This is a genomic window from Craterilacuibacter sp. RT1T (genome assembly GCF_023502145.1).
Classification (GTDB): Bacteria; Pseudomonadota; Gammaproteobacteria; order Burkholderiales; family Chromobacteriaceae; genus Craterilacuibacter.
The window spans coordinates 171,151-192,349 of the sequence record NZ_JAMFLI010000004.1 but is presented as its reverse complement, the minus strand read 5'-3'; the positions used below and the strand labels follow the sequence as shown (position 1 = coordinate 192,349).

Here is a 21,199-nt window from a genome sequence, read left to right as displayed (position 1 = left end):
CTGTGGGTAACAATGCTTCGATAGGTGAAACCTATTGCCAATGGTCTATTCCCGTTTCACCCAGTTATCTCGAGATCTGGTTTTACCAAATGGGTTTTCTGCAGACAGGTTTTAAAAACCTTTTTTCTTGTTACGCTTTTTTTGTGGCTTAGGTTTTTCTAGTTCTTGTTTTATTTATATAAAAATTGATGAAGCTTGATGAAGAGGGTCCTTGTCTGTTGATAAGTGTGTTTTATCCTTTAAATTCAATCGTCTAAGTAAGTTGTAATCTTGTTCACCTCTGTGGTTTTTAGTCGGGACGGCTTGTGGGTAACTTCGGAAGCTTAGTTGCTAAGCCGCTTATCCACATGCTGTACGCGCTTGTCGGTGTTTGTACTTGTATACGTTTTTTTGCCAACTCATCATTGCTTCACTAAGTTCTCTTATTAAAACTGATGATACTGATGAAGGCGGCTGATTTTGTGGGTAAGCGCTAAAAATCCAATGAAATCAGGGCTTAGATCTGTGGATTAGCTATGGATAGTTTGGGTTGCCTAGGGTCTGACAGCTTGTGGATAGTTTCTTCGAAAGTTTTCCACAAGGACTTATGCACATTCCGTTTGCCTTGTTTAGCTTGGTTAACGACAGCCTCCCTCGTACAATGCGCGGCATGATAAACGTGCTGATTGTGCGTACTTCGTCGATGGGCGACCTTATCCACACCTGGCCGGCCATTACCGAACTGCTTGCGCACTACCCCAACCTGCGGCTGTCCTGGATGGCCGAAGAAAATTTTTGCGATATTGCCGGTCTGCATCCGGGAATCTCTGATGTGATTCCCATTGCCTGGCGTCGCTGGCGTCGATCCTTGTTATCTCCTGCCACCTGGTCCGAGATCGGGGCTTTGCGTGCCCGGCTGCGCGCTACGCATTGGGACTGTGTACTGGATAGCCAGGGTCTGGTGAAAAGCGCCATTCCGGCCCGTTTGGCCGGAGGAACGCTGGTAGGCTACGACAGGCAAAGCATTCGTGAGCCTTTGGCCAGCCTGCTGTACGACAAGAAAATGGCCGTGAGCCGTAAATTGTCAGCGATAGAACGCAACCGGCAGTTATTTGGCCGTGCATTCGGTTATCAGATCGATGGCGCTCCATGCTTTGGTATAGGTAAGGGGGAGCGCCCCAACTGGCTGCTTGTGGATAACTATGCCGTGCTTTTGCACGCGACCAGTCGCGAGTCCAAGGAATGGCCTGAAAGCAGCTGGGTGGAACTGGGAGCCTGGCTGAATACACAGGGTATACAGAGCATTCTGCCGTGGGGTAATGAGCGCGAGCGGGTACGCGCCCTGCGTCTGGCCGGGGCGATTGATGGCGCTGTCGCGGCACCGCGCCTGCGCTTGCGCGAGGCTGCGGGCTTGTTAGGGCATGCCCGAGCGGTGATTGGTGTCGATACCGGACTGACTCATCTGGCCAATGCGCTCGATGTGCCCCTGGCGGCGATTTATACCGATACCGATCCGGCTTTGACTGGTGTTGTGGAAACGCCTTATGCCCGTAATCTGGGGCATGCCGGTGTTTGCCCTACGCCGCACGAAGTTCAGACCGTACTGCAGGCGATATGGAGCGGCGCATGAGCTGGCGCAAGCCCTATTCCTGGTTGTGGATAGGCATCGCGCCCTTGATCCGGCGCTATCTGCGGCGCCGTGGCCGGCGCTCTCCTGCTTATCTGCAGCATTGGGATGAACGCTTTGCCGAAAACCTGCAGCCTGCGCACCTAAGTCCCATCTGGATACATGCGGTGTCGGTTGGAGAGACGCGTGCGGCATTGCCGCTGGTGCAGGCATTGCGCCGCACGTGGCCTGACGTGCCCCTGCTGTTGACCCAGATGACGCCTACCGGCCGTGCCACCGCACAGGAGCTCTATCCCGATGCCGAGGTGCGCTATCTGCCTTACGACACGGAGGATGGGATACAGCGGTTTCTGGATGCCTATCAACCCAGATTCGGCATCCTGATGGAAACCGAGATCTGGCCCAATCTGATTGCGGGTTGTCAGCAGCGCAACATTCCCTTGTTTCTGGCGAATGCCCGGCTGTCGGAAAAATCGCTCAAGGGTTATTTGCGCGTCGCCGGGCTGATTCGTCCGGCGCTGGCTGCGCTGTCCGGTATTGCCGCGCAAACGCCGGAAGATGCATCCCGCCTGACCCAATTGGGCGCACAGACTGTCCGTGTATGCGGCAATACCAAGTTTGATTTTACGCCGCCGCCAGACAAGCTGGCCTTGGGGGAAACCTTCCGCCAGTGGATAGGTGGGCGGCAGGTGCTGGTGTGCGGCAGTACGCGCGAGGGCGAAGAGGCACTGATTCTGGCTGCCTGGGCTGAACGTACGCCGGACAATACCTTGCTGGTGCTTGTTCCGCGTCACCCCGAGCGTTTTGACGAGGTCTATGCTGCCGCACAGGCCTTGGGTCTGGATGTGCAAAGGCGTAGCGAAAACGCAGTCGTGGCATCCGGCACACAGGTCTGGCTGGGGGATTCGATGGGCGAGTTGTTTGCCTATTACGCACTGGCAGATCTGGCTTTTGTCGGCGGCAGTTTGTTGCCGCTAGGCGGACAAAACCTGATTGAACCGGCCAGTCTGGGCGTGCCGGTCCTGTTCGGGCCATCCATGTTTAATTTTGCCGAAGCAAGCCGGCAGGCACTGGCGTGTGGTGCCGCCTTGCAAGTGGCGGATGCGGATGAGTTGCTGGCAGCAGTCGCGGCCTTACTGGGCGATGGCACGCGATGTGAGGCGATGCAGGCCGCGGCGCTGGCATTTACTCAGGCACACCAAGGTGCCAGCGAGCGCATTGTCGAGTATATCCGGGCACAGAGTCCGGCTTTGCGCTCCTAGCGCTCGCCGGTTTCCCCTTCTTCCGTTTCGCCACTGGCCCAGAACAGGCGATCGGGAATCATCAGGCCCATGCCGGGGCGAAAAGCATAGCGCAAGGCTTGCCAGGTATATTCCTGCGCTTCGCGTACTGCCTGGGGCAATTTGGCGCCCCCGGCAACCATGCCGGTAATGGCAGCGGCCAGTGTGCTGCCAGCGCCGTGATAGCTGCCGGGCAGCCGTTGCCAGCGGTCGCGGCGAATCTCCCCTTCTTGGCCGTACAGCACATTACAGATATCGCTGGTGCTGTCATGGGTGCCGCTAAGCAGGACATATTCACAGCCTAGTGCCGCCAGACGGCGGGCGCATTCTTCCGCGTCCGGGTCCTCGTCATCATCGGTGTCATTGATGGCCAAGCGTCTGGCCTCGTGCAGATTGGGCGTGATCAGCATGGCTTGCGGGATCAGCATCTCGCGCAGCGCATCGATCAGGTTCTGGTTGGCGTATTCATCGGTCGTGCCGCTTAACACCGGGTCGAGTATCAGCGGGATATCCGGGTAATCGGAAACCAGCTCGGTAATGACCGCAATGTTTTCTACGCTGCCGGTCATGCCAACGCAAAAAGCCGCCACCGGCATGTCTTCCAGCAGCATGCGTGCCTGATCGGCCAGCCATTCCGGCTCCATAATCAGCGCACTCTCCATGGAGCAGCTATCGCGCACGGTAACTGCCGTGATGACGGACAGCGGGTGGCAGCCCAGGCTGGCAAGCGTAAGCATGCTGGCCTGAATGCCGGCTCCGCCGGACGGATCGGAACCGGAAAGCGTCATGACGATAGGGGGAATTGGGCGCGGGGTATCCAAGGTATTACCTCATTTGCATGGCTGGACTTACAATAGCCATTTTAACTGAATATCGTGGGGATAGAATCATGCAAACTTGGATGTGTCTGATCTGCGGCTTTATGTATGACGAAGAAGCCGGTCGTCCGGAAGACGGTATTGCACCGGGCACCCGCTGGCAGGATGTGCCGATGAACTGGACTTGCCCGGACTGTGGTGCGCGCAAGGATGATTTTGAGATGGTAGAGATCTGAGTTTCTGCTTGTCGCAGGATGGGAGTAGATATGGGGCTAAGAAAGTCGTTCGCCAAAACTGCGGTGCTGGCCGTAGCGGCCAGCTTGTTGCTGGGAGCATGCCAGAGTACGACCATGGGAGGCGCGGTCGGTGCCCAGCGCAAGCAGTTGCTGCTGGTGTCCTCCGCCGAGGTCAATGCCGGCTCGGCACAGGCCTACCAGCAAAGCTTGCTCAAGGCTAAAAACAGCCAGGCGCTCAATAGCAATAAGGCCTACACCCGCCGGGTCAAGGATATTTCCGCCCGGCTGATTCGTCAGGTGGCGGTCTATCGGCCGGATGCGGCGCGATGGAACTGGGAGGTCAATGTCTTTACCAGCCCGGAAGTGAATGCGTACTGTATGCCTGGCGGCAAAATTGGTGTCTACAGCGGCATTATCGAACAGTTGCAACTGAACGACGACGAGCTGGCCGCCATTATCGGCCATGAGATTGCCCATGCCCTGCGTGAACACAGCCGTGAAAAAATATCGCAAGATGTGGCGCAGCGTCAGGGGTTGGCATTGGTGGGCGCGCTGGCCGGATTGAGTCAGGGGCAGATGGATATGGCCAATATGGCCGGCCAGTATGCGCTGACGTTACCCTTTTCGCGCGGCATGGAAACCGAAGCCGATGTGATGGGGCTGGAACTGATGGCGCGCGCCGGCTACCGGCCCGATGCGGCCGTGAGCGTATGGCGTAAAATGGCCAAACTGGGTGGCGGCGGACCGGAGTTCATGTCGACCCATCCATCCCATTCGACGCGCATTGCCGACTTGTCGGCACATATTCCGCAAGTCATGCCTTTGTACGAGGCTGCGCAGCGTAAACGCTGAGTCTGTTTCACGTGAAACATGCGGGCGATCAAAGCCCGCAAACGGAGCGCACTTTTGGCTTATCTCTATCTCAAGGCTTTTCACATCATCTTTGTGATGTCCTGGTTTGCCGGCCTGTTTTACCTGCCGCGCCTGTTTGTCAATCTGGCGATGGCGGATGAAGGCGCCGAGTACGACCGTTTATTGTTGATGGCGCGCAAGCTGTACCGCTTTATGGCGCCATTGGCCTTGCTGGCGCTGACTTTAGGCATTTGGCTATGGATGGGATTCGGCTTTTCTGGTGGCTGGCTGCATGCCAAGCTGGCGCTGGTGACCGGTCTGATCGGCTATCACCTGTATTGCGGCAAGCTGTACCGTGATTTTGCCGCGCACCGGAATCGTCACAGCCATGTCTGGTACCGCTTCTTCAATGAAGTTCCGGTGCTGGTGTTGGTGGCGATCGTGCTGCTGGTCGTGGTCAAGCCGTTCTGATATGGCCTGCGAAATCGAGCGCCGTTTTTTGCTGTCCGGCGAGGACTGGCGTGCCGCAGGTACAGGCTTATGCTTGCGCCAGGGCTTTGTCTCGCTGGACGCGCATCATTCGGTGCGGGTGCGTATTGCCGGCGAGCAGGCATGGCTGACCATCAAGGGTGAGGGCATGGCGATAAGCCGCCCCGAGTTTGAATATGCGATACCGCTGGCTGACGCCGAAGCCATGCTGGCCGGCTTGTGCCGTTACCGGGTCGATAAACTGCGTACCCGCGTGCGCTACGCCGGCAAAGACTGGGTCATCGATGAGTTTTTCGGCGACAATGCCGGCTTGGTCCTGGCTGAAATCGAGCTGGCGAGCGAACAGGAAGCCTTTGTGCGCCCACCATGGTTGGGAGCCGAAGTGACGAGCGATGCCCGCTTCAGTTATGCCTACCTAAGCCAGACCCCCTATTCCCGCTGGACGACGGCCTGATGCCGGTGTCCGGCCCGATTTTTTCCCTATCCATCAGGAGCGACCTTATGTCCCGCAACCTTGAACTGTTTGAACGTGGCAAGAAATCCATCCCCGGTGGCGTGAATTCGCCGGTACGTGCTTTCGGCTCGGTGGGAGGGACGCCGCGTTTTGTGAAAAAGGCGAACGGCCCCTATTTCTGGGATGCCGACGACAAGCAGTACATCGACTACATCGGCTCCTGGGGTCCGGCTATTTTGGGTCATGCCCATCCCGAAGTGGTCGCGGCGGTGCAAAAGGCGGCAGAAGGCGGCTTGTCGTTTGGTGCGCCGACCGAAGTTGAAATCGATATCGCCGAAGAAATCTGCAAGCTGGTGCCGTCGATCGAGCAGGTGCGCTTGGTGTCTTCTGGCACCGAAGCCACCATGAGCGCCATCCGTCTGGCGCGTGGCTTTACCAAGCGCGACGCCATCATCAAGTTTGAAGGCTGCTATCACGGCCACTCCGACAGCCTGCTGGTCAAGGCCGGTTCCGGCCTGCTGACCTTCGGCAACCCAAGCTCGGGCGGTGTGCCGGCCGACTTCACCCGCCATACGCTGGTGCTGGAGTACAACAATGTCGAGCAGTTGCAACGCACGTTCGACGAAATCGGCCACACCATCGCCTGCGTGATTCTGGAGCCGATTGCCGGCAATATGAATTTGATCAAGCCGAGCGAGGCTTTCGTCAAGGCGCTGCGCGCGCTGACCGAGCAGCACGGCGCGGTGCTGATTTACGATGAAGTAATGACCGGCTTCCGCGTTGCTCTGGGTTGCGCGCAGAGCCTGCACGGCATCAAGCCCGACCTGACCACATTGGGAAAGGTGGTGGGCGGCGGCATGCCGCTGGCGGCATTTGGTGGCCGTGCCGACATCATGGCCTGCATCGCTCCGCTGGGTAACGTCTATCAGGCCGGCACCTTGTCCGGTAATCCGGTTGCGGTTGCCGCCGGTCTGACTACGCTCAAGCTGATCCAGCAGCCGGATTTCCATGCCACATTAAGCCGGCGTACGGCGCGTCTGGTCGAGGGTATTGTGGCTGCCGCACGCGAGCTGGGCGTGACGCTATGCGGCGACAGCGTGGGCGGCATGTTCGGCCTTTACTTCTGTGAACAGATTCCGTCGACCTTTGCCGAGGTGACCGCTTCCGATCGCGAGCGCTTCAACCGCTTCTTCCATGCCATGCTGGCCGAGGGCGTGTATCTGGCACCATCAGCCTACGAGGCCGGTTTTGTCTCCATCGCCCACAGCAATGAAATCATCGAGCAGAGCATCGCCGCCGCGCGCCGCGCGCTGGCTACACTGTAACGCTTGTCTTTCCCACGAAACGGCAGCCGGATGGCTGCCGTTTTTTTTGCAAAATACACCTGGCCGCGAAAAAAACATGTTCTAAATGATAATGATTTGCATTATCATGTCCGGCATGAAAAGAAACCCATTTGCCATTGCCACTCTTGCTGCCGTCACGCTGCTGCACGGCGTCGTGCTGTATGCCGGCAACCAAGCCGCATTGCAGCCGCCACAGCCGCTGCCTATGGTGGCGATGCAGATGGCCACTATCCCGGCGAGTAGCGACGCTGCCGCGCCCACGTCAGCGCCTGCGGCTACCCCAGTGCGCATGTCGCCCTCTCCTGCACGCCTGGCATCGAAGGCCGCCACACGCCCAGTGCGCCAGCCCCTTGTGCCCGTTCCCGTTCGTCAGTCACAAGGCGAGGCGGTGTCTGACAAGGCCGCCACGCGCGTTAGCACGACCGCAGCAGCCGAGGGCAACAGCGATACGGCCGCTACCGCTTACGACGGACAAGCCAGCCTGACCCTGCCGCAATATCGCGGCGACTATCTGCATAACCCCAAACCTGCCTATCCACCGCTCTCGCTCGAGCTCGGCGAGCAGGGCACGGCGGAGTTCAGGGTGGAAGTCAGCGCAGCGGGCGAGGCCGTATCCGTAGCGCTCGCCAAAAGCAGCGGTTATCCGCGACTGGATCGCGCGGCACGCGAAGCCGTCCAGCGCTGGCGTTTCCTCCCCGCCCGTCGTGGTACAGAGGCGGTTGCCCATAGCTTTGTTGTCCCCGTCAATTTTTCACTCAAGTCTGCCCAATCATGAATCTGATGCTTGTTTTTCAGCAGGGCGATGCCGTCCTGACCGCCGTCTTCTTATGCCTGATCGTCATGTCCATCCTGACCTGGACGCTGATCGTGCTGCGCTCGCTGCAACTGTGGCGTACGCGCCGTGCCAATGCCCGGGTCGAAAAAGCCGTATGGGCGGCCAGTGACTGGAGTGCGGCGCTGAATACGATTGCCGACAGCCCTGCCCCTTTGGCGCAGCTCGCCCGCGAAGGGGTGGAGGCGGCCAGCCACTACCGCGTGCATGCCGGCCAGTCGCTGGGGCAGGCATGCGGCCTGGACGAATACCTGACCCGCGCCTTGCGCCGTGGTCTGATGCGCGAGGCGGCCAGGCTGGAGTCCGGCATGACGCTATTGGCTTCGGTCGGCTCAACCGCACCTTTTGTCGGCCTGTTCGGTACGGTATGGGGGATTTATCACGCGCTGGTCGGTATCGGCGCCAGTGGTCAGGCCGGTATCGATGTGGTGGCCGGGCCGATAGGCGAAGCGCTGGTCGCGACGGCTGCCGGTCTTGCCGCTGCGATTCCGGCGGTGCTGGCTTACAACGCGTTTACCCGGCTACAGCGGGTCCAGTCGCAGCAGATGGATCACTTCGCCCATGACCTGCATGCACAGTTGCTGACCAGCGGAGGACGCAGCGATGGCGTTCGGTAATTTCAGCGAGGAGAGCGGCGCGCCGATGGCCGAAATCAATATGACGCCGCTGGTCGATGTGATGCTGGTGCTGCTGGTGGTATTTATTGTGACCGCACCACTACTCAGCAACGCGGTACGGGTCGATTTGCCCCGCGCTGCAGCTGCCGCCCATCAGGACAAGCCGGAGCAGATACGACTGGCCATCGATGCGGCAGGCGCATTGTGGTGGAACGATGCGCCACTGAGCGAGGCTGCGTTTGCGGCACGGCTGCAAGCGGCGGTGGCTTCTCACCCCGATGTTGAACTGCATGTGCGTGCCGACAAGGCCGTGCGTTACGAATTGGTCGCCAAAGCGCTGGCCAGCGCGCAGCAGGCCGGCGTCAGCCGTATCGGCTTTATCACCCAGCAACCCTGAGTTTCCTGTCTGACGATGGATCCCGCGCCCGGGGAGGGGTGCGTGCGTCTTGCGACAATATGGTTTTACCTGCAACCCACTGATAATAAGAGAGAAATGATGAAGCAAGATTTGAAGCGTAACGGTTTGGCCGGCCAGCGTGGCGCAACCCTGGCCGCCGGCATGCTGGCCGCGGCCTTGTGCCCTGCTCTGGCTCAGGCGGCAGAGCAGGCGCAGCGTCTGGATGCGGTGCAAGTTGTCGGCGAACAGGCGGTACGCGGCACGCTGGCCACCGGTGCATCCAGCATAGGCAAGATGCAGCAGGCGCTGCGCGACATTCCACAGTCGGTCACCGTGATTAACCAGCAGCTGATCGAAGATCAGGGGGCGGACACGCTTAAAGATGCCTTGAAGAATGTTTCGGGGCTGACTTTCGCCGCCGGTGAAGGCGGCCGTACCGGCGACCAGATTGTGATGCGCGGCTTTGCCACCACCACCGATCTGTTCGTGGATGGCGCGCGCGATATCGGCCAGTACACGCGCGACCTGTTCAACACCGAAAAAGTGGAAGTGCTCAAAGGGCCAAGCTCGATGCTGTTCGGTCGCGGTTCGACCGGCGGCGTGATCAATCTGTCCAGCAAGCAGCCTTATGCCGGCAACCAGCAGCAGGGCGAGCTGGTCATTGGTACCGACAACAAGCTGCGTGCTACGGCCGACATCAACTACGCCGAAAACGACAATATGGCCGTACGGCTGAACGTCATGGCGGAGAAAAAGAACAATGGCCGCACCGTGCACGACGACGAGCGCTACGGCTTTGCGCCGTCAATCGCTATCGGTCTGGATGGCCCGACTTCGCTCACGCTGTCTTATCTGCACCTGACCGAGCACAACAATACCGACTACGGTGTGCCGTTTGACCCGAATACGCTTGAGCCGCTCGATGTGCCGTATAAGCGCTACTACGGCCTGTCCGGGCTTGACTACGAGGATACCAAGACCGATCTGGCCACCGCCGTGCTTGAACACCGCTTCAGCGACAAGAGCAAGGTCAAAAACCAGCTGCGCTATGCGCGTTATGAACGCGATGCCGCGCCGACCGCGCCACGCTTGTCCGGCGTTAAGCCGGGGATGCCAGTGACCGACAGCAGTGTGATGGCGCGTTCGCTTAAGCAGCGCAATGGCGTGGATGAAACCTGGTCGAACCAGACCGACTTCACCACCGATCTTGAGTTTGGCGGCCTGCGCCACCAGTTGCTGGCCGGGCTGGAGCTGACGCGCGAGCGTTCGTATACCGACCGTCACGACAATCTGACGGGCACCAGCCAGCCGTCGACCAGCGTCGGCGCGCCTAATCCAGCAGACACGCCGAATCTCAAATGGGGCAAGACCAGCCACCGCGACTATGTCGCCGACGGCGCTGCGCTTTACGGGCAGGATTTCATCACGCTGGCGCCCCAGTGGAAGGCGCTTGTCGGCGCGCGTTTTGATCATCTACGCGGCGACTATCGTACGCAAAACTTCAATAAGGACAGCGGTGCACTCAATGCTAAAACCTCCTATGACGCCAGCCGCAGCGACAATGTATGGAGCTGGCGAACCGGCCTGATCTGGCAGCCGACGGCCGTGCAGTCTTACTACGCCAGCTACGGCACCTCGTTCAATCCATCGGGCGAAACCTATGCGCTGGACAAGGCGAGCGAGAAGGTCGGGCCGGAGAAGAACCGCAATATGGAGCTGGGTGCCAAGCTGGACCTGCTGGAAGGTGATTTGCTGCTGCGCGGTGCACTGTTCCGCATCGAGAAAACCAACGAGCGCAATACCGATCCGCTGATTCCGGATGTGGTGACGCTATCGGGCAAGCGCCATACTGACGGTGCCGAACTGGAAGTTGCCGGTCGCCTGAACGAGCGCTGGGAGGTGTTTGCCGGGGCGACTTATCTGGAAGCCAGCATCGACAAGGCCGGTTCGCATCTGGGCACCGAAGGCAAGCGCCCGCGCAATACGCCCAACTTTACCGCCAACCTGTGGACCAGCTACCGCATCACGCCGGAAATTACCGCCGGTGGCGGCGCCAACTGGGTCGGCAAGCGCTATGCGACCGAGGCCAACACCAATGTATTGCCGGAGTATCTGGTCGTCAGTGCGATGCTTGCTTACGAAACACGCCACTACAAGGCGCAGCTCAACATCAATAACCTGCTGAATGAAAAGCACTACGAAGGTCTGTACGGCGGCCATGCGACCTATGGTGCCCAACGTGGTGCAGAGCTGACGCTGGGCATGAAATTCTGACCCTTCACTCCTTGCCGCCGGCCGAAGCATTTTTCTTCGAGCCCGGCGGGTTTTTTTTACGGAAGCTAACATGCTGCTGCATATCCCCGACGTCCTGACTCCTGAAGAACTCGCACACGGCCGTGCCCTGCTCGCCCGCGCGCCTTGGGCCGATGGCCGTATCACCGCCGGCACCCAGTCGGCACAAGCCAAGCGCAATTTGCAGTTGCCGCAGGAGACGGCCGAAGCGCGCGAGTTGCAGGTCATGGTCGAGGCGGCGCTGGCGCGCAATGCGCAGTTCTTTTCCGCGGCCTTGCCCAAGCAGGTATTTCCCCCCTTGTTTAACTGCTATCAGGGCGGAATGGACTTCGGCAATCATGTGGATAATGCCGTACGCACCGATCCGTTCAGCGGCGCCTGGGTACGTACCGATGTGTCGTGTACGCTGTTTTTTACCGGGCCGGACGAATACGATGGCGGCGAGCTGGTGGTTGAAGATTGCTACGGCAGTCACAGCATCAAGCTGCCGGCCGGCGACATGATTCTTTACCCGTCGACCAGCCTGCATCGGGTTGAGCCGGTGACGCGCGGCGCGCGTATTGCTTCGTTTTTCTGGACCCAGAGCATGGTGCGCGACGACGCCAAACGCACGCTGTTATTCGATATGGACCGCGCCATCAGCAGCTTGCGCACGCGTCTGGGGGATGGCGAAGAAACGGTGATGCTTACCGCGAACTATCACAATCTGCTAAGGATGTGGAGCGAGCTCTGACGCCTTGCATAAACAGCAACGGCAGCCCACAGGCTGCCGTGATGGCGTGCTTCATCTTGGTGTTTACAGCGGCTTTTCCATCAACTGGTAGGCCTGGCCGCATAAGCCGGACAGGGTAAATCCTTCTGCGCCATACAGCGTCTGTCCGATGGCATTGTCCGGGCGCACTTCCAGTACGATTTTACACAGCTTGCGCTTGCGCGCTTCTGCTTCGACCGTCTGTAGTAGCCGTCGTCCCAAGCCTTGGCCGCGCGCGCTGGCTAAAACCGACAGATCGTGCAGATTGCAGTTGGGCGCGGCATAAAAGCTGGAGAAACCGGTAATGCACAGCGCGTGCCCGACCGGCTCGCCGGCTTGTTCGGCGACAAAGGCAAACAGCCCGGGATGCGCGGCGAGCGCATCGGCCAGATGGGTGCGCGCATAGTCCGACAATCCTTCCCCGCCACCCATGGGGTCATGGGCATAGGCATCGGTCAGGCGTACCAGCAAGTCGCGCTCGGCCGCATCGCTCAGATCCATCGGGCGAATGGTGATGGTCATTGCAGCAGCGCCTTTTCGTTGGCCAGCAACTCGTCCAGCGTTTCGCGGCGGCGAATCAGGCGGGTTTCCTTGCCGGATACCAAAACTTCGGCGGCACGGGTACGGGTGTTGTAATTGCTGGACATGGTCGAGCCATAGGCACCGGCCGACATCACGGCCAAGAGATCGCCCTCTTTCACTGCCAGTTCGCGGTTCTTGCCGAGAAAATCGCTGGATTCGCAGATCGGGCCGACCACATCGCACAGCAGCGGGCTGAGATTGGCATGTTGTTCGACCGGCAAAATACCGTGGTAGGCCGAATACAGCGAAGGGCGCAGCAGATCGTTCATCGCGGCATCCACCACGGCAAAATTCTTGCTCTCACCCAGCTTCAGGTATTCAACCTGCGTCAGCAGAACGCCGGCGTTGCCCACCAGCGAGCGCCCCGGCTCCATTACCAGCTTGAGTGCGCGCCCGGCCAGGCGCTGTTCGATCTGGGCGGCGTAAGCCGCCAGATCCGGCGGGGTTTCATCGCTATAGCGTATGCCCAGGCCGCCACCGATATCGACGTGTTGCAGCGTGATACCGGCCTCATCCAGACGGTCGATCAGTGCCAGCAGGCGGTCGAGTGCCTCGACCAGAGGGCTGGCATCAGTCAGTTGCGAGCCGATATGGCAGTCAATGCCGGTCACTTGCAGATTGGGCAAGGCCGCCGCTTCGCGGTAGACATCAAAGGCCATATCGAAGGCGATGCCGAACTTATTGTCTTTGAGACCGGTGGAAATATACGGGTGGGTCATGGCGTCGACGTTGGGGTTGACGCGCAAGCTGACCGGCGCCTTCAGGCCCAGCTTGCCGGCAACTTCGTTCAGGCGCAGCAGTTCGTTGACCGATTCGATATTGAAGCAGTGGATGCCGGCCTCCAGCGCCATTTTCATCTCGGCAGCGGTCTTGCCTACGCCGGAGAAGACAATCTTGTCGGCGCGGGCGCCGGCCGCCAGTACGCGCGCCAGTTCGCCACCGGACACAATGTCGAAGCCTGCACCCAGCCGGGCAAACAATTGCAGGATGGACAGATTGGAGTTGGCCTTGATCGCATAGCAGATCAGCGGATCCAGTGCGGCAAATGCGTTCTGGTAGGCAGTAAAGGCCTTGGTCAGTGCTTCTGCCGAGTAGACAAAGCAAGGCGTACCGAATTCGCGGGCAATATCGGCCAGCGCCAGGTCTTCGACCTGCAATTGATCATGGTGGTAGTGAAAAGCGTTCACGATTTTTCCTGAGTTTTGGCGGGAGCGTCTTTGGGCAGATACAGCGGGCCTTTAAAGCCGCAGGCGCTGATAAGTAGGGATAAAGCCAGCAAGGTGATCACGGTTCGCATATCGAAGTGCCCGATGTGGCAAAATCGTCATACTAACAAAGGGCGACGCGGTCGCCCAATAGCCTGGTGCTGTCCGGGTGCAACTGTGGATAAAAAGACATGAACGAAAGTGAATTTCTCAAGCTGACCGACCGCCTGTTTAGCCGGATTGATGAGGCACTGGAGCAGGCCGGGCTGGATGTAGACAGCGTATTGAACGGCAATGTGCTGGAAATCGAGTTCGAGGATGGCGGCAAAATTGTGGTTAACCGCCATAGCGCCAATCAGGAGGTGTGGATTGCGGCCAAGAGCGGTGGCTACCACTTTGCCCTGCAAGCCGACGGGCGCTGGATTGCGGCGCGTGACGGCGCCGAATTCTTTAGCACCCTGTCGCAGGCCGTACGCGCGGCCAGCGGCGAAGATTTCGAGCTGTCGGCCTGATGGATGCAGTCTGGCTGGGCTTGGGTGGCTTGGCGCTATCGGCCTTTTTGTCGGCGACGGTCTTGCCGGGCAACTCCGAGCTTGCGCTGGGTGCTTTTCTTTACCAGTGGCCATCGTGGTGGTTGGCTGCCCTGCTGCTGGCGACGCTGGCCAATTCGCTAGGCAGTGCCAGCAGCTTGTATCTGGGGCGTTTGGCGCCGAGAAAAGAGCTGACCGGCCGGGCGCTAAGTGCTTTGCAGCGTTTTGGCCCGGCGGCGCTTTTGCTGTCCTGGGTGCCGGTGCTGGGGGACGCGCTGCCTTTGGCTGCCGGCTGGCTGCGCTTGCCGGTTTTGCCTTGCCTTGTCTGGATCGTTTTGGGTAAATGCTTGCGTTACGCCATGCTGGTGCTAGCTATCAAGGCATGGTTGTAACAGAAATATGCTGTCGCTGCCTTGCCGTATCTCCGTGCGGATGCTGTGCGCAGGCATCGTTCTGCAATAAAAACGCCCATCTATGCCATGGAAATTAGCATCCGGCTTGTCGGGCAGTTTACAATCGGTCATCCGAGAATCCGTAAGCCTATGAGCCAACATATCCCCCGTAAACGCTTCGGTCAGAATTTCCTGCAGGATGCGCAGGTGATCGAAAGTATCGTAAATGCCGTCGGCGCCAAGCCGGACGACATCGTTGTCGAGATCGGCCCCGGCCTGGGGGCGCTGACCCGTCCCCTGCTGGACCGGGTCAAACACCTGCATGTGGTGGAAATCGACCGCGACATCATCAGCAAGCTGAAAACCGCTTTCCCGCCCGAGCGCCTGACCATACATGAAGGCGACGCGCTGGCATTTGATTTTTCCTCGCTGGGTGAGCGCATCAAGCTGGTCGGCAACCTGCCCTACAATATTTCCACGCCGCTGCTATTTCATTTGTCCGCCTTCCCCGAGCGGGTGGTCGACATGCAGTTCATGCTGCAAAAAGAAGTGGTCGAGCGCATGGTGGCCGAGCCGTCTACCGCCGATTATGGCCGGCTGTCGGTCATGCTGCAGTACCATTTCGATATGGATTTGGTGTTGATGGTGCCGCCAGGTGCATTCTGGCCGCCACCCAAGGTCGATTCGGCCGTGGTGCGCATGATTCCGGTGCCGGGCCGTTGTGGCGTAGTCAAAGACGAGGCGCTGTTTGCCGATATCGTGTCCAAGGCTTTTGCCCAGCGTCGCAAGACCCTGCGTAATAACCTTAAAGGCGTATTGGATCTGGCCGGCTTCGAGGCATTGGGCATAGACCCGGGCCTGCGGGCTGAAAATCTGGCGGTGGAACAGTATGTAGCCATTGCCAACTATCTGTTGGCCTGATCCGGACAGATAAAACCGGCCATTTTATGCGGCCGTACATGACAAGATCGCGAAAACGCGGCATATTGTATGCAAATTACAAAGTAGCTTGCTGATCGCGCCATGCCTCGGGCTCTTCGGGGCATGGCGACCAGTGACAGACCTAGGGGCGGCCTGTTCAATCGGGCGTATCTATCCGATCCGTGCGTGATCCGGTCTGTGGGTGGAGGTGTCAGCAGCCGGGAAAAATCACTAACGGTGAAGGCGTGCGCCATGATCAAGCTTATCAATGTTCATAAGTGGTTCAAGGACCTGCATGTTCTCAATGGCGTTAATCTAAACGTCAATCAGGGCGAGGTCGTGGTGGTATGCGGACCTTCCGGTTCGGGAAAATCCACGCTGATTCGCACCATCAATCAGCTGGAGACCATCAGCGAAGGCGAAATCTGGGTCGATGGCAAGTCGGTGACCGACCCCAAGACCGATCTTAATTTGCTGCGTGCCGAAGTCGGTTTCGTATTCCAGCACTTCAATCTTTATCCTCATTTGTCGGTACTCGACAACATCACGCTCTCCCCCATCCGCGTCAAAAAAATGGACAAGGCAGCCGCCGACAAGCTGGCGGTTGAACTGCTGGAGCGCGTGGGACTGGCACACAAAAAAGACGCCTTTCCTGCCCAGTTATCCGGTGGTCAGCAGCAGCGTGTGGCGATTGCCCGCGGCTTGGCCATGCAGCCCAAGGTGATGTTGTTTGACGAACCGACATCGGCGCTGGACCCGGAAATGGTCGGTGAGGTCTTGCAGGTGATGCGTGATCTGGCCAAGTCCGGCATGACCATGATGTGCGTGACCCATGAGATGGGTTTTGCGCGCGACGTGGCCGATTATGTCGTGTTTGTTGATCAAGGCCAGATTGTCGAGCAGGCAACGCCGGAAGCGTTTTTTGGTAATCCCCAGCATGAACGCGCCAAGCAATTCCTCGGGCAGTTACGCGCCCACTAAATAAAAAAATTTAATGGCAGGCCGGACACGGAGACCCCGGTCTGGCCTGCCTGTTTTGCAAACCTGTAGAAGGAGAAACTTCATGTCATTGCAAGCTCGCCTTGTTGCGACCGCCGTTGCGGCCGCTTTTGTCGCTACCCCGGCATTGGCTGCCGAACTCACCGGTACCCTGAAAAAAATCAAGGATTCCGGCGTTGTTGTCTTGGGTCACCGTGACGCTTCTATTCCCTTCTCCTATCTGGCTGGCGGCGCAACACCGGTCGGCTACTCGCACGACCTGCAAATGAAGGTGGTGGAGAAGCTGAAAAAAGACCTGAACATGCCGAACCTGCAGGTGAAGTACAACCTGGTGACCTCGCAGACGCGTATTCCGCTGGTTCAGAATGGCACCGTGGATCTCGAGTGCGGTTCGACTACCAATAATATCGAGCGCCAGCGTCAGGTCGACTTTTCGGTCGGTATCTTTGAAATCGGCACCCGCTTGCTGACGGCCAAGACGACCGGCATCAAGGACTTTGCCGACCTCAAGGGCAAGAACGTCGTGACTACGGCCGGCACCACCTCGGAGCGCCAGCTCAAGGCGATGAATGCAGCCAAGAGCCTGGGCATGAACATCATCTCGGCTAAGGATCATGGCGAATCCTTCCTGATGCTGGAGTCCGGTCGCGCCGCTGCCTTTATGATGGATGATGCCCTGCTGTTCGGCGAAATGGCCAAGGCCAAAAACCCGGCCAATTGGGTTGTGGTTGGTACACCGCAATCGTACGAGGTGTACGGCTGCATGGTGCGCAAAGGCGATGCGCCATTCAAGAAGGTGGTCGATGATGCGATCAAGGCAACCTACGCTTCCGGCGAGATCAACAAGATCTATGGCAAGTGGTTCCTGCAACCTATCCCACCAAAAAACCTGAACCTGAACTTCCCGATGTCGGGTGCCATCAAGGCCTTGATCAAGCGCCCTACCGATCGCGCGGTTGATCAGCTGTAATCAGGATGTTCGGCAGGCTGGAACAAGCCTCTATGAGGGGCTTGTTCAATTAGTTTGAGGTAAATCAACGGTTGTCTTTTCTGTTTTGATAGAAACTAGGCAAATGAGATATTCATTTAGAGTTTCCTAATATGCGGGACTCGATGCAATATCCAGGAGAACGGTATTTCAGGCATCTCCCCCCATGCTGCTTGGCGGGGTGAGAAAGATGCCGAAGTGCTGCTTATAGACGGTACGCCGTCGATCGCATCCATTCCTATCTGGAGAAATAGAATATGCCTCATACCTTGCGTTTATTGCCTCTTGCCCTGGCTTGCACCCTGCTTTCCTCCTCGGCCATGGCCGCCGAGCCGACTGGAACCCTGAAGAAAATCAAGGATTCCGGCACCATCGTGCTTGGCCACCGGGATTCGGCGATTCCTTTTGCCTATCTGGCTGGCGGCAAGCAGCCGGTCGGTTATTCGCTCGATCTTGCCCAGCATGTAGTTGATGCGGTGAAAAAAGAGCTGAATATGCCGAACCTGAAGGTGCGCTACAACATGGTGACTGGCCAGACGCGCATTCCCTTGCTGCAGAATGGGACCGTTGATATCGAGTGCGGTGCTACGACCAATAATGTCGAGCGTCAGCGCCAGGTCGATTTCTCGGTCGGCATCTTTGAGATCGGTACCCGCTTGCTGGTGAAGAAAGATTCCGGCATCAAGGACTTTGCCGATCTGAAGGGCAAGAACGTAGTGGTTTCTGCCGGAACGACGGGCGAGCGTTTGATGCGGATCATGAATGCCAACCAGAAGCTCGGCATGAATATCGTGGCGGCCAAGGATAATGGCGAGTCGTTCCTGATGCTGGAGTCCGGTCGGGTTGTGGCTTTCATGACCGACGATGCCATGCTCTACGGCGAGCGAGCCAAGGCGCGTAACCCGGCAGAGTGGGTGGTGGTGGGCAAGCCGCAGTCGAGTGAGATTTACGGCTGCATGATGCGCAAGGGTGATGCGCCATTCAAGGCGTTGGTGGACAAGGCTATCGTGAATACTTACAAGTCGGGGCAGATCAATGCGATCTACGACAAGTGGTTCATGCGGCCGATTCCGCCAAAGAATCTGAACCTTGGTTTCCCAATGTCGCCGGAACTTAAGGCATTGATTGCCAAGCCTTCGGATAAGCCGGCGGCAAGCTGATTCCTGTCGTACAAGCAATGCGGTAATACAAGGGGGGCAGCAGCCCCCTTTATTTAATGGAGTCGTTCATGAATTACAACTGGGACTGGAACATCTTCTTCAAGTCCACCGGAATCGGTAACGAGATCTACCTCGACTGGTATATCACGGGTCTGGGCTGGACGCTGGCCTTGGCGCTGGCGGCATGGCTGGTTGCGCTGTTGCTGGGTGGACTGTTGGGTGTGATGCGCACCTTGCCCAATAAGTGGTTGTCCGGCATCGCCACTTGCTATGTCGAGCTCTTCCGTAATGTACCGCTCCTGGTTCAATTGTTCGTCTGGTATTTCGTCGTACCGGACTATTTGCCAGAGTCGATACAGATTTGGTTTAAACAGGATCTGAATCCGGCGGTCTCCGCTTATATCTCGGTGGTGATTTGTCTGGGGCTGTTTACTGCGGCGCGCGTGTGCGAGCAGGTACGCACCGGTATTCAGGCTCTGCCCAAGGGGCAAAGCAATGCAGCTCAGGCAGTAGGCTTTACCGTGGCGCAGAGCTACCGTTATGTGCTGCTGCCGCAAGCTTTCCGCGTGGTGATTCCGCCGTTGACCTCAGAGTTTTTGAACGTGTTTAAAAACTCGTCGGTAGCCTCGCTGATCGGCCTGATGGAGATCTTGGCGCAAGCCAAGCAGACGGCTGAATTTTCGGCCAATATCTTCGAGGCGTTTACGCTGGCGACGCTGATCTACTTCACGCTGAATATGAGCATCATGAAAGTGATGAGCATCGTCGAGAAGCGTGTACGTATTCCTGGCCTGATGGTTGAGGGGGGCAAATAATGGACTTTTCCCAGATTATCCCTGCCCTGCCCGACTTGATGGACGGCATGTGGCTGACGCTGAAACTGATGGTGATGGCGGTAGTGGGCGGGGTTGTGCTCGGTACGGTGCTGGCGCTGCTGCGCCTGTCCAGCAACCCGGTGCTGTCGGGGCTGGCCAAGGCCTACGTCAATATTTTCCGCTCGGTGCCTTTGCTGCTGGTTATCATCTGGTTCTATCTCGCGGTGCCGATGCTGCTGAACTGGATAACCGGCGAGTTTGTCGCCGTCGGTGCCTTCACCTCGTGCCTGGTGGCCTTCATGATGTTTGAAGCAGCCTACTATTGCGAGATCGTGCGTGCCGGTATCCAGTCCATTGCCAAAGGCCAGGTCAATGCCGCTTATGCGCTGGGTATGACTTATGGTCAGGCCATGCGTCTGGTGGTTCTGCCGCAGGCCTTCCGCAAGATGATGCCCTTGCTGTTGCAGCAGTCCATCATTCTGTTTCAGGATACCTCGCTGGTGTACGCTGTCGGCCTGATGGATTTCCTCAGCAGTGCCCGTTCGCGGGGTGATATTCTCGGTCTGCCGCACGAGTTCCTGCTGTTTGCCGGTCTGATCTATTTCGTGGTGAGCTTTGCTGCTTCGCGCGGCGTCAAACATTTGCAAAAGAGGTTGGCTGTATGAGTTCGATGATTTCCATCAATAACGTCAACAAGTGGTATGGCGATTTTCAGGTGCTGACCGATTGCAGCACCAGCGTAAGCAAAGGTGAAGTGGTGGTGGTATGCGGCCCGTCCGGTTCGGGCAAATCCACGCTGATCAAGTGCGTGAATGCACTGGAGCCGTTTCAGAAGGGCGAGATTATCGTTGACGGCATTTCGGTAGGCGATCCCAAGACCAATTTGCCCAAGCTGCGTAGCCGCGTTGGCATGGTCTTCCAGCACTTTGAATTGTTCCCGCATCTGACCATTGTGGAAAACCTGGCCATTGCCCAGACCAAGGTCTTGGGACGCTCGAAAGAGGAAGCCGAGGTCAAGGGAATCAAGTTGCTGGAGCGTGTTGGCTTGAAAGCGCATGCACACAAGCATCCTGGCCAGTTGTCCGGCGGCCAGCAGCAGCGTGTTGCCATTGCCCGTGCCTTGGCGATGGATCCGATCTGCATGCTGTTTGACGAGCCAACCTCGGCACTCGACCCCGAGATGATCAATGAAGTGCTGGACGTGATGACCGAGCTGGCAAAAGAAGGCATGACCATGATGTGCGTGACCCACGAGATGGGCTTTGCCCGCCGCGTGGCAGATCGCGTGATCTTTATGGATCGTGGCCATATCGTTGAGGATTGCAGCAAGGATGACTTCTTCGGTACGCCGCGTTCCGAGCGTGCCCAGCAGTTCCTGTCCAAGATTCTGCAGCACTAAGTCTGCCGGTATCCGCAGCAAAACGGCCTGTGCATTGCACAGGCCGTTTTTCTATCTGCAACTTATCCACAAGCTGATCCGCTGTTTACGAAATGGATAGAAGTGGGCTGCAATTTTGGCGCTGTCTTTTTAGGGGCGATTTTTAGACATGTTATCCACAGGCCGGCTTGTCGCGGTCGCTATTCCTGGTTTGAGCTTCTGCCTTTAGCCTGCATTTTGCTAAGGGTTATGATGCTTT

Annotated in this window: 25 protein-coding genes; 21 read left to right on the top strand and 4 right to left on the bottom strand. The window is 58.0% G+C overall.

Annotation, left to right across the window (positions count from 1 at the left end):
* The first annotated feature begins 649 nt into the window (after nucleotides 1-649).
* Both waaC and waaA read left to right on the top strand, forming a co-directional pair.
* Nucleotides 650-1,609, top strand: coding sequence for a lipopolysaccharide heptosyltransferase I (gene waaC, locus M3P88_RS08945; RefSeq protein ID WP_249615700.1), 960 nt, complete (start codon nucleotides 650-652; stop codon nucleotides 1,607-1,609).
* Nucleotides 1,606-2,868 carry a lipid IV(A) 3-deoxy-D-manno-octulosonic acid transferase gene (waaA, locus tag M3P88_RS08940; protein ID WP_249615699.1) on the top strand — a complete coding sequence of 421 codons (1,263 nt, stop codon included), beginning with the start codon at nucleotides 1,606-1,608 and terminating at the stop codon, nucleotides 2,866-2,868. Before waaC ends, waaA begins: the two co-directional genes overlap by 4 nt.
* On the opposite strand, the gene thiD is transcribed toward waaA, so the two are convergent.
* Nucleotides 2,865-3,707 carry a bifunctional hydroxymethylpyrimidine kinase/phosphomethylpyrimidine kinase gene (thiD, locus tag M3P88_RS08935; RefSeq protein ID WP_249615698.1) on the bottom strand — a complete coding sequence of 281 codons (843 nt, stop codon included), beginning with the start codon at nucleotides 3,705-3,707 and terminating at the stop codon, nucleotides 2,865-2,867. The genes waaA and thiD overlap by 4 nt on opposite strands.
* A gap of 68 nt (nucleotides 3,708-3,775) precedes the next feature.
* Between thiD and M3P88_RS08930 the strand changes: the two genes are divergently transcribed.
* The 10 genes from M3P88_RS08930 to M3P88_RS08885 all read left to right on the top strand — a co-directional run bounded on the left by M3P88_RS08930 (nucleotide 3,776) and on the right by M3P88_RS08885 (nucleotide 11,952).
* Complete coding sequence (locus tag M3P88_RS08930) at nucleotides 3,776-3,940, top strand: rubredoxin (RefSeq protein ID WP_124735525.1); 165 nt, start codon at nucleotides 3,776-3,778, stop codon at nucleotides 3,938-3,940.
* 30 nt (nucleotides 3,941-3,970) lie between these two features.
* Nucleotides 3,971-4,792 (top strand): M48 family metallopeptidase, encoded by an 822-nt coding sequence (locus M3P88_RS08925; RefSeq protein WP_249615697.1) that lies wholly within the window; start codon nucleotides 3,971-3,973, stop codon nucleotides 4,790-4,792.
* A gap of 18 nt (nucleotides 4,793-4,810) precedes the next feature.
* A complete protein-coding gene (locus M3P88_RS08920; RefSeq protein WP_502798952.1) occupies nucleotides 4,811-5,263 on the top strand; it encodes a CopD family protein in 453 nt (150 codons plus the stop codon).
* A 1-nt stretch (nucleotide 5,264) separates the two neighbouring features.
* Complete coding sequence (locus M3P88_RS08915) at nucleotides 5,265-5,735, top strand: CYTH domain-containing protein (RefSeq protein WP_249615695.1); 471 nt, start codon at nucleotides 5,265-5,267, stop codon at nucleotides 5,733-5,735.
* Nucleotides 5,736-5,782: 47 nt separating this feature from the next.
* Nucleotides 5,783-7,060, top strand: coding sequence for a glutamate-1-semialdehyde 2,1-aminomutase (gene hemL, locus M3P88_RS08910; protein ID WP_249615694.1), 1,278 nt, complete (start codon nucleotides 5,783-5,785; stop codon nucleotides 7,058-7,060).
* Between the two features lie 115 nt (nucleotides 7,061-7,175).
* Nucleotides 7,176-7,856, top strand: a complete 681-nt coding sequence (locus tag M3P88_RS08905) for an energy transducer TonB (protein WP_249615693.1) — start codon at nucleotides 7,176-7,178, stop codon at nucleotides 7,854-7,856.
* Nucleotides 7,853-8,530 (top strand): MotA/TolQ/ExbB proton channel family protein, encoded by a 678-nt coding sequence (locus tag M3P88_RS08900; protein WP_249615692.1) that lies wholly within the window; start codon nucleotides 7,853-7,855, stop codon nucleotides 8,528-8,530. The genes M3P88_RS08905 and M3P88_RS08900 overlap by 4 nt, the downstream gene beginning before the upstream one ends.
* On the top strand, nucleotides 8,517-8,927 hold the full coding sequence (locus M3P88_RS08895) for an ExbD/TolR family protein (RefSeq protein WP_249615691.1): 411 nt from the start codon (nucleotides 8,517-8,519) through the stop codon (nucleotides 8,925-8,927). The genes M3P88_RS08900 and M3P88_RS08895 overlap by 14 nt, the downstream gene beginning before the upstream one ends.
* A 96-nt stretch (nucleotides 8,928-9,023) precedes the next feature.
* Entirely contained in the window at nucleotides 9,024-11,201 is a 2,178-nt protein-coding gene (locus M3P88_RS08890) for a TonB-dependent receptor (protein WP_249615690.1), read from the top strand.
* Between the two features lie 70 nt (nucleotides 11,202-11,271).
* Entirely contained in the window at nucleotides 11,272-11,952 is a 681-nt protein-coding gene (locus M3P88_RS08885; protein ID WP_249615689.1) for a Fe2+-dependent dioxygenase, read from the top strand.
* A gap of 63 nt (nucleotides 11,953-12,015) precedes the next feature.
* On the opposite strand, the gene M3P88_RS08880 is transcribed toward M3P88_RS08885, so the two are convergent.
* From M3P88_RS08880 to lptM, 3 genes are read right to left on the bottom strand one after another with little or no spacing between them, the layout of a single operon-like run.
* A complete protein-coding gene (locus M3P88_RS08880; protein ID WP_249615688.1) occupies nucleotides 12,016-12,492 on the bottom strand; it encodes a GNAT family N-acetyltransferase in 477 nt (158 codons plus the stop codon).
* Nucleotides 12,489-13,739 carry a diaminopimelate decarboxylase gene (gene lysA / locus M3P88_RS08875; RefSeq protein WP_502798951.1) on the bottom strand — a complete coding sequence of 417 codons (1,251 nt, stop codon included), beginning with the start codon at nucleotides 13,737-13,739 and terminating at the stop codon, nucleotides 12,489-12,491. The genes M3P88_RS08880 and lysA overlap by 4 nt, the downstream gene beginning before the upstream one ends.
* Nucleotides 13,736-13,849, bottom strand: coding sequence for an LPS translocon maturation chaperone LptM (gene lptM / locus M3P88_RS08870; RefSeq protein ID WP_249615687.1), 114 nt, complete (start codon nucleotides 13,847-13,849; stop codon nucleotides 13,736-13,738). Before lptM ends, lysA begins: the two co-directional genes overlap by 4 nt.
* A 99-nt stretch (nucleotides 13,850-13,948) precedes the next feature.
* Here lptM and cyaY point away from each other — a divergent pair, with 99 nt between their 5' ends.
* The 9 genes from cyaY (at nucleotide 13,949) to M3P88_RS08825 (ending at nucleotide 20,961) form a co-directional block, all read left to right on the top strand.
* Nucleotides 13,949-14,269: an iron donor protein CyaY gene (gene cyaY, locus M3P88_RS08865; RefSeq protein WP_249615686.1), complete on the top strand. Its 321-nt coding sequence runs from the start codon at nucleotides 13,949-13,951 to the stop codon at nucleotides 14,267-14,269.
* The gene (locus M3P88_RS08860) at nucleotides 14,269-14,679 is read left to right on the top strand and encodes a YqaA family protein (protein ID WP_349629049.1); all 411 of its coding nucleotides are present in this window, start codon (nucleotides 14,269-14,271) and stop codon (nucleotides 14,677-14,679) included. The genes cyaY and M3P88_RS08860 overlap by 1 nt, the downstream gene beginning before the upstream one ends.
* A gap of 150 nt (nucleotides 14,680-14,829) precedes the next feature.
* The gene (rsmA, locus tag M3P88_RS08855) at nucleotides 14,830-15,600 is read left to right on the top strand and encodes a 16S rRNA (adenine(1518)-N(6)/adenine(1519)-N(6))-dimethyltransferase RsmA (RefSeq protein WP_249615685.1); all 771 of its coding nucleotides are present in this window, start codon (nucleotides 14,830-14,832) and stop codon (nucleotides 15,598-15,600) included.
* Between the two features lie 252 nt (nucleotides 15,601-15,852).
* Nucleotides 15,853-16,581: an amino acid ABC transporter ATP-binding protein gene (locus M3P88_RS08850; RefSeq protein ID WP_124735509.1), complete on the top strand. Its 729-nt coding sequence runs from the start codon at nucleotides 15,853-15,855 to the stop codon at nucleotides 16,579-16,581.
* A gap of 82 nt (nucleotides 16,582-16,663) precedes the next feature.
* Complete coding sequence (locus M3P88_RS08845; protein ID WP_249615684.1) at nucleotides 16,664-17,569, top strand: glutamate/aspartate ABC transporter substrate-binding protein; 906 nt, start codon at nucleotides 16,664-16,666, stop codon at nucleotides 17,567-17,569.
* A 275-nt stretch (nucleotides 17,570-17,844) separates the two neighbouring features.
* Entirely contained in the window at nucleotides 17,845-18,747 is a 903-nt protein-coding gene (locus M3P88_RS08840) for a glutamate/aspartate ABC transporter substrate-binding protein (protein ID WP_249615683.1), read from the top strand.
* 68 nt (nucleotides 18,748-18,815) lie between these two features.
* Nucleotides 18,816-19,562 (top strand): amino acid ABC transporter permease, encoded by a 747-nt coding sequence (locus tag M3P88_RS08835; RefSeq protein ID WP_249615682.1) that lies wholly within the window; start codon nucleotides 18,816-18,818, stop codon nucleotides 19,560-19,562.
* A complete protein-coding gene (locus tag M3P88_RS08830; protein WP_124735505.1) occupies nucleotides 19,562-20,227 on the top strand; it encodes an amino acid ABC transporter permease in 666 nt (221 codons plus the stop codon). The genes M3P88_RS08835 and M3P88_RS08830 overlap by 1 nt, the downstream gene beginning before the upstream one ends.
* Nucleotides 20,228-20,232: 5 nt before the next feature.
* Nucleotides 20,233-20,961: an amino acid ABC transporter ATP-binding protein gene (locus M3P88_RS08825; protein WP_249615763.1), complete on the top strand. Its 729-nt coding sequence runs from the start codon at nucleotides 20,233-20,235 to the stop codon at nucleotides 20,959-20,961.
* Nucleotides 20,962-21,199 lie beyond the last annotated feature (238 nt).

Bases quoted from the DNA above. Each gene is read 5' to 3' on its own strand.
- waaC (WP_249615700.1), top strand. From the start codon at position 650: ATGATAAACGTGCTGATTGTGCGTACTTCGTCGATGGGCGACCTTATC.
- waaA (WP_249615699.1), top strand. From the start codon at position 1,606: ATGAGCTGGCGCAAGCCCTATTCCTGGTTGTGGATAGGCATCGCGCCC.
- M3P88_RS08930 (WP_124735525.1), top strand. From the start codon at position 3,776: ATGCAAACTTGGATGTGTCTGATCTGCGGCTTTATGTATGACGAAGAA.
- M3P88_RS08925 (WP_249615697.1), top strand. From the start codon at position 3,971: ATGGGGCTAAGAAAGTCGTTCGCCAAAACTGCGGTGCTGGCCGTAGCG.
- M3P88_RS08920 (WP_502798952.1), top strand. From the start codon at position 4,811: ATGCGGGCGATCAAAGCCCGCAAACGGAGCGCACTTTTGGCTTATCTC.
- M3P88_RS08915 (WP_249615695.1), top strand. From the start codon at position 5,265: ATGGCCTGCGAAATCGAGCGCCGTTTTTTGCTGTCCGGCGAGGACTGG.
- hemL (WP_249615694.1), top strand. From the start codon at position 5,783: ATGTCCCGCAACCTTGAACTGTTTGAACGTGGCAAGAAATCCATCCCC.
- M3P88_RS08905 (WP_249615693.1), top strand. From the start codon at position 7,176: ATGAAAAGAAACCCATTTGCCATTGCCACTCTTGCTGCCGTCACGCTG.
- M3P88_RS08900 (WP_249615692.1), top strand. From the start codon at position 7,853: ATGAATCTGATGCTTGTTTTTCAGCAGGGCGATGCCGTCCTGACCGCC.
- M3P88_RS08895 (WP_249615691.1), top strand. From the start codon at position 8,517: ATGGCGTTCGGTAATTTCAGCGAGGAGAGCGGCGCGCCGATGGCCGAA.
- M3P88_RS08890 (WP_249615690.1), top strand. From the start codon at position 9,024: ATGATGAAGCAAGATTTGAAGCGTAACGGTTTGGCCGGCCAGCGTGGC.
- M3P88_RS08885 (WP_249615689.1), top strand. From the start codon at position 11,272: ATGCTGCTGCATATCCCCGACGTCCTGACTCCTGAAGAACTCGCACAC.
- M3P88_RS08880 (WP_249615688.1), bottom strand. From the start codon at position 12,492: ATGACCATCACCATTCGCCCGATGGATCTGAGCGATGCGGCCGAGCGC.
- lptM (WP_249615687.1), bottom strand. From the start codon at position 13,849: ATGCGAACCGTGATCACCTTGCTGGCTTTATCCCTACTTATCAGCGCC.
- cyaY (WP_249615686.1), top strand. From the start codon at position 13,949: ATGAACGAAAGTGAATTTCTCAAGCTGACCGACCGCCTGTTTAGCCGG.
- M3P88_RS08860 (WP_349629049.1), top strand. From the start codon at position 14,269: ATGGATGCAGTCTGGCTGGGCTTGGGTGGCTTGGCGCTATCGGCCTTT.
- rsmA (WP_249615685.1), top strand. From the start codon at position 14,830: ATGAGCCAACATATCCCCCGTAAACGCTTCGGTCAGAATTTCCTGCAG.
- M3P88_RS08850 (WP_124735509.1), top strand. From the start codon at position 15,853: ATGATCAAGCTTATCAATGTTCATAAGTGGTTCAAGGACCTGCATGTT.
- M3P88_RS08845 (WP_249615684.1), top strand. From the start codon at position 16,664: ATGTCATTGCAAGCTCGCCTTGTTGCGACCGCCGTTGCGGCCGCTTTT.
- M3P88_RS08840 (WP_249615683.1), top strand. From the start codon at position 17,845: ATGCCTCATACCTTGCGTTTATTGCCTCTTGCCCTGGCTTGCACCCTG.
- M3P88_RS08835 (WP_249615682.1), top strand. From the start codon at position 18,816: ATGAATTACAACTGGGACTGGAACATCTTCTTCAAGTCCACCGGAATC.
- M3P88_RS08830 (WP_124735505.1), top strand. From the start codon at position 19,562: ATGGACTTTTCCCAGATTATCCCTGCCCTGCCCGACTTGATGGACGGC.
- M3P88_RS08825 (WP_249615763.1), top strand. From the start codon at position 20,233: ATGATTTCCATCAATAACGTCAACAAGTGGTATGGCGATTTTCAGGTG.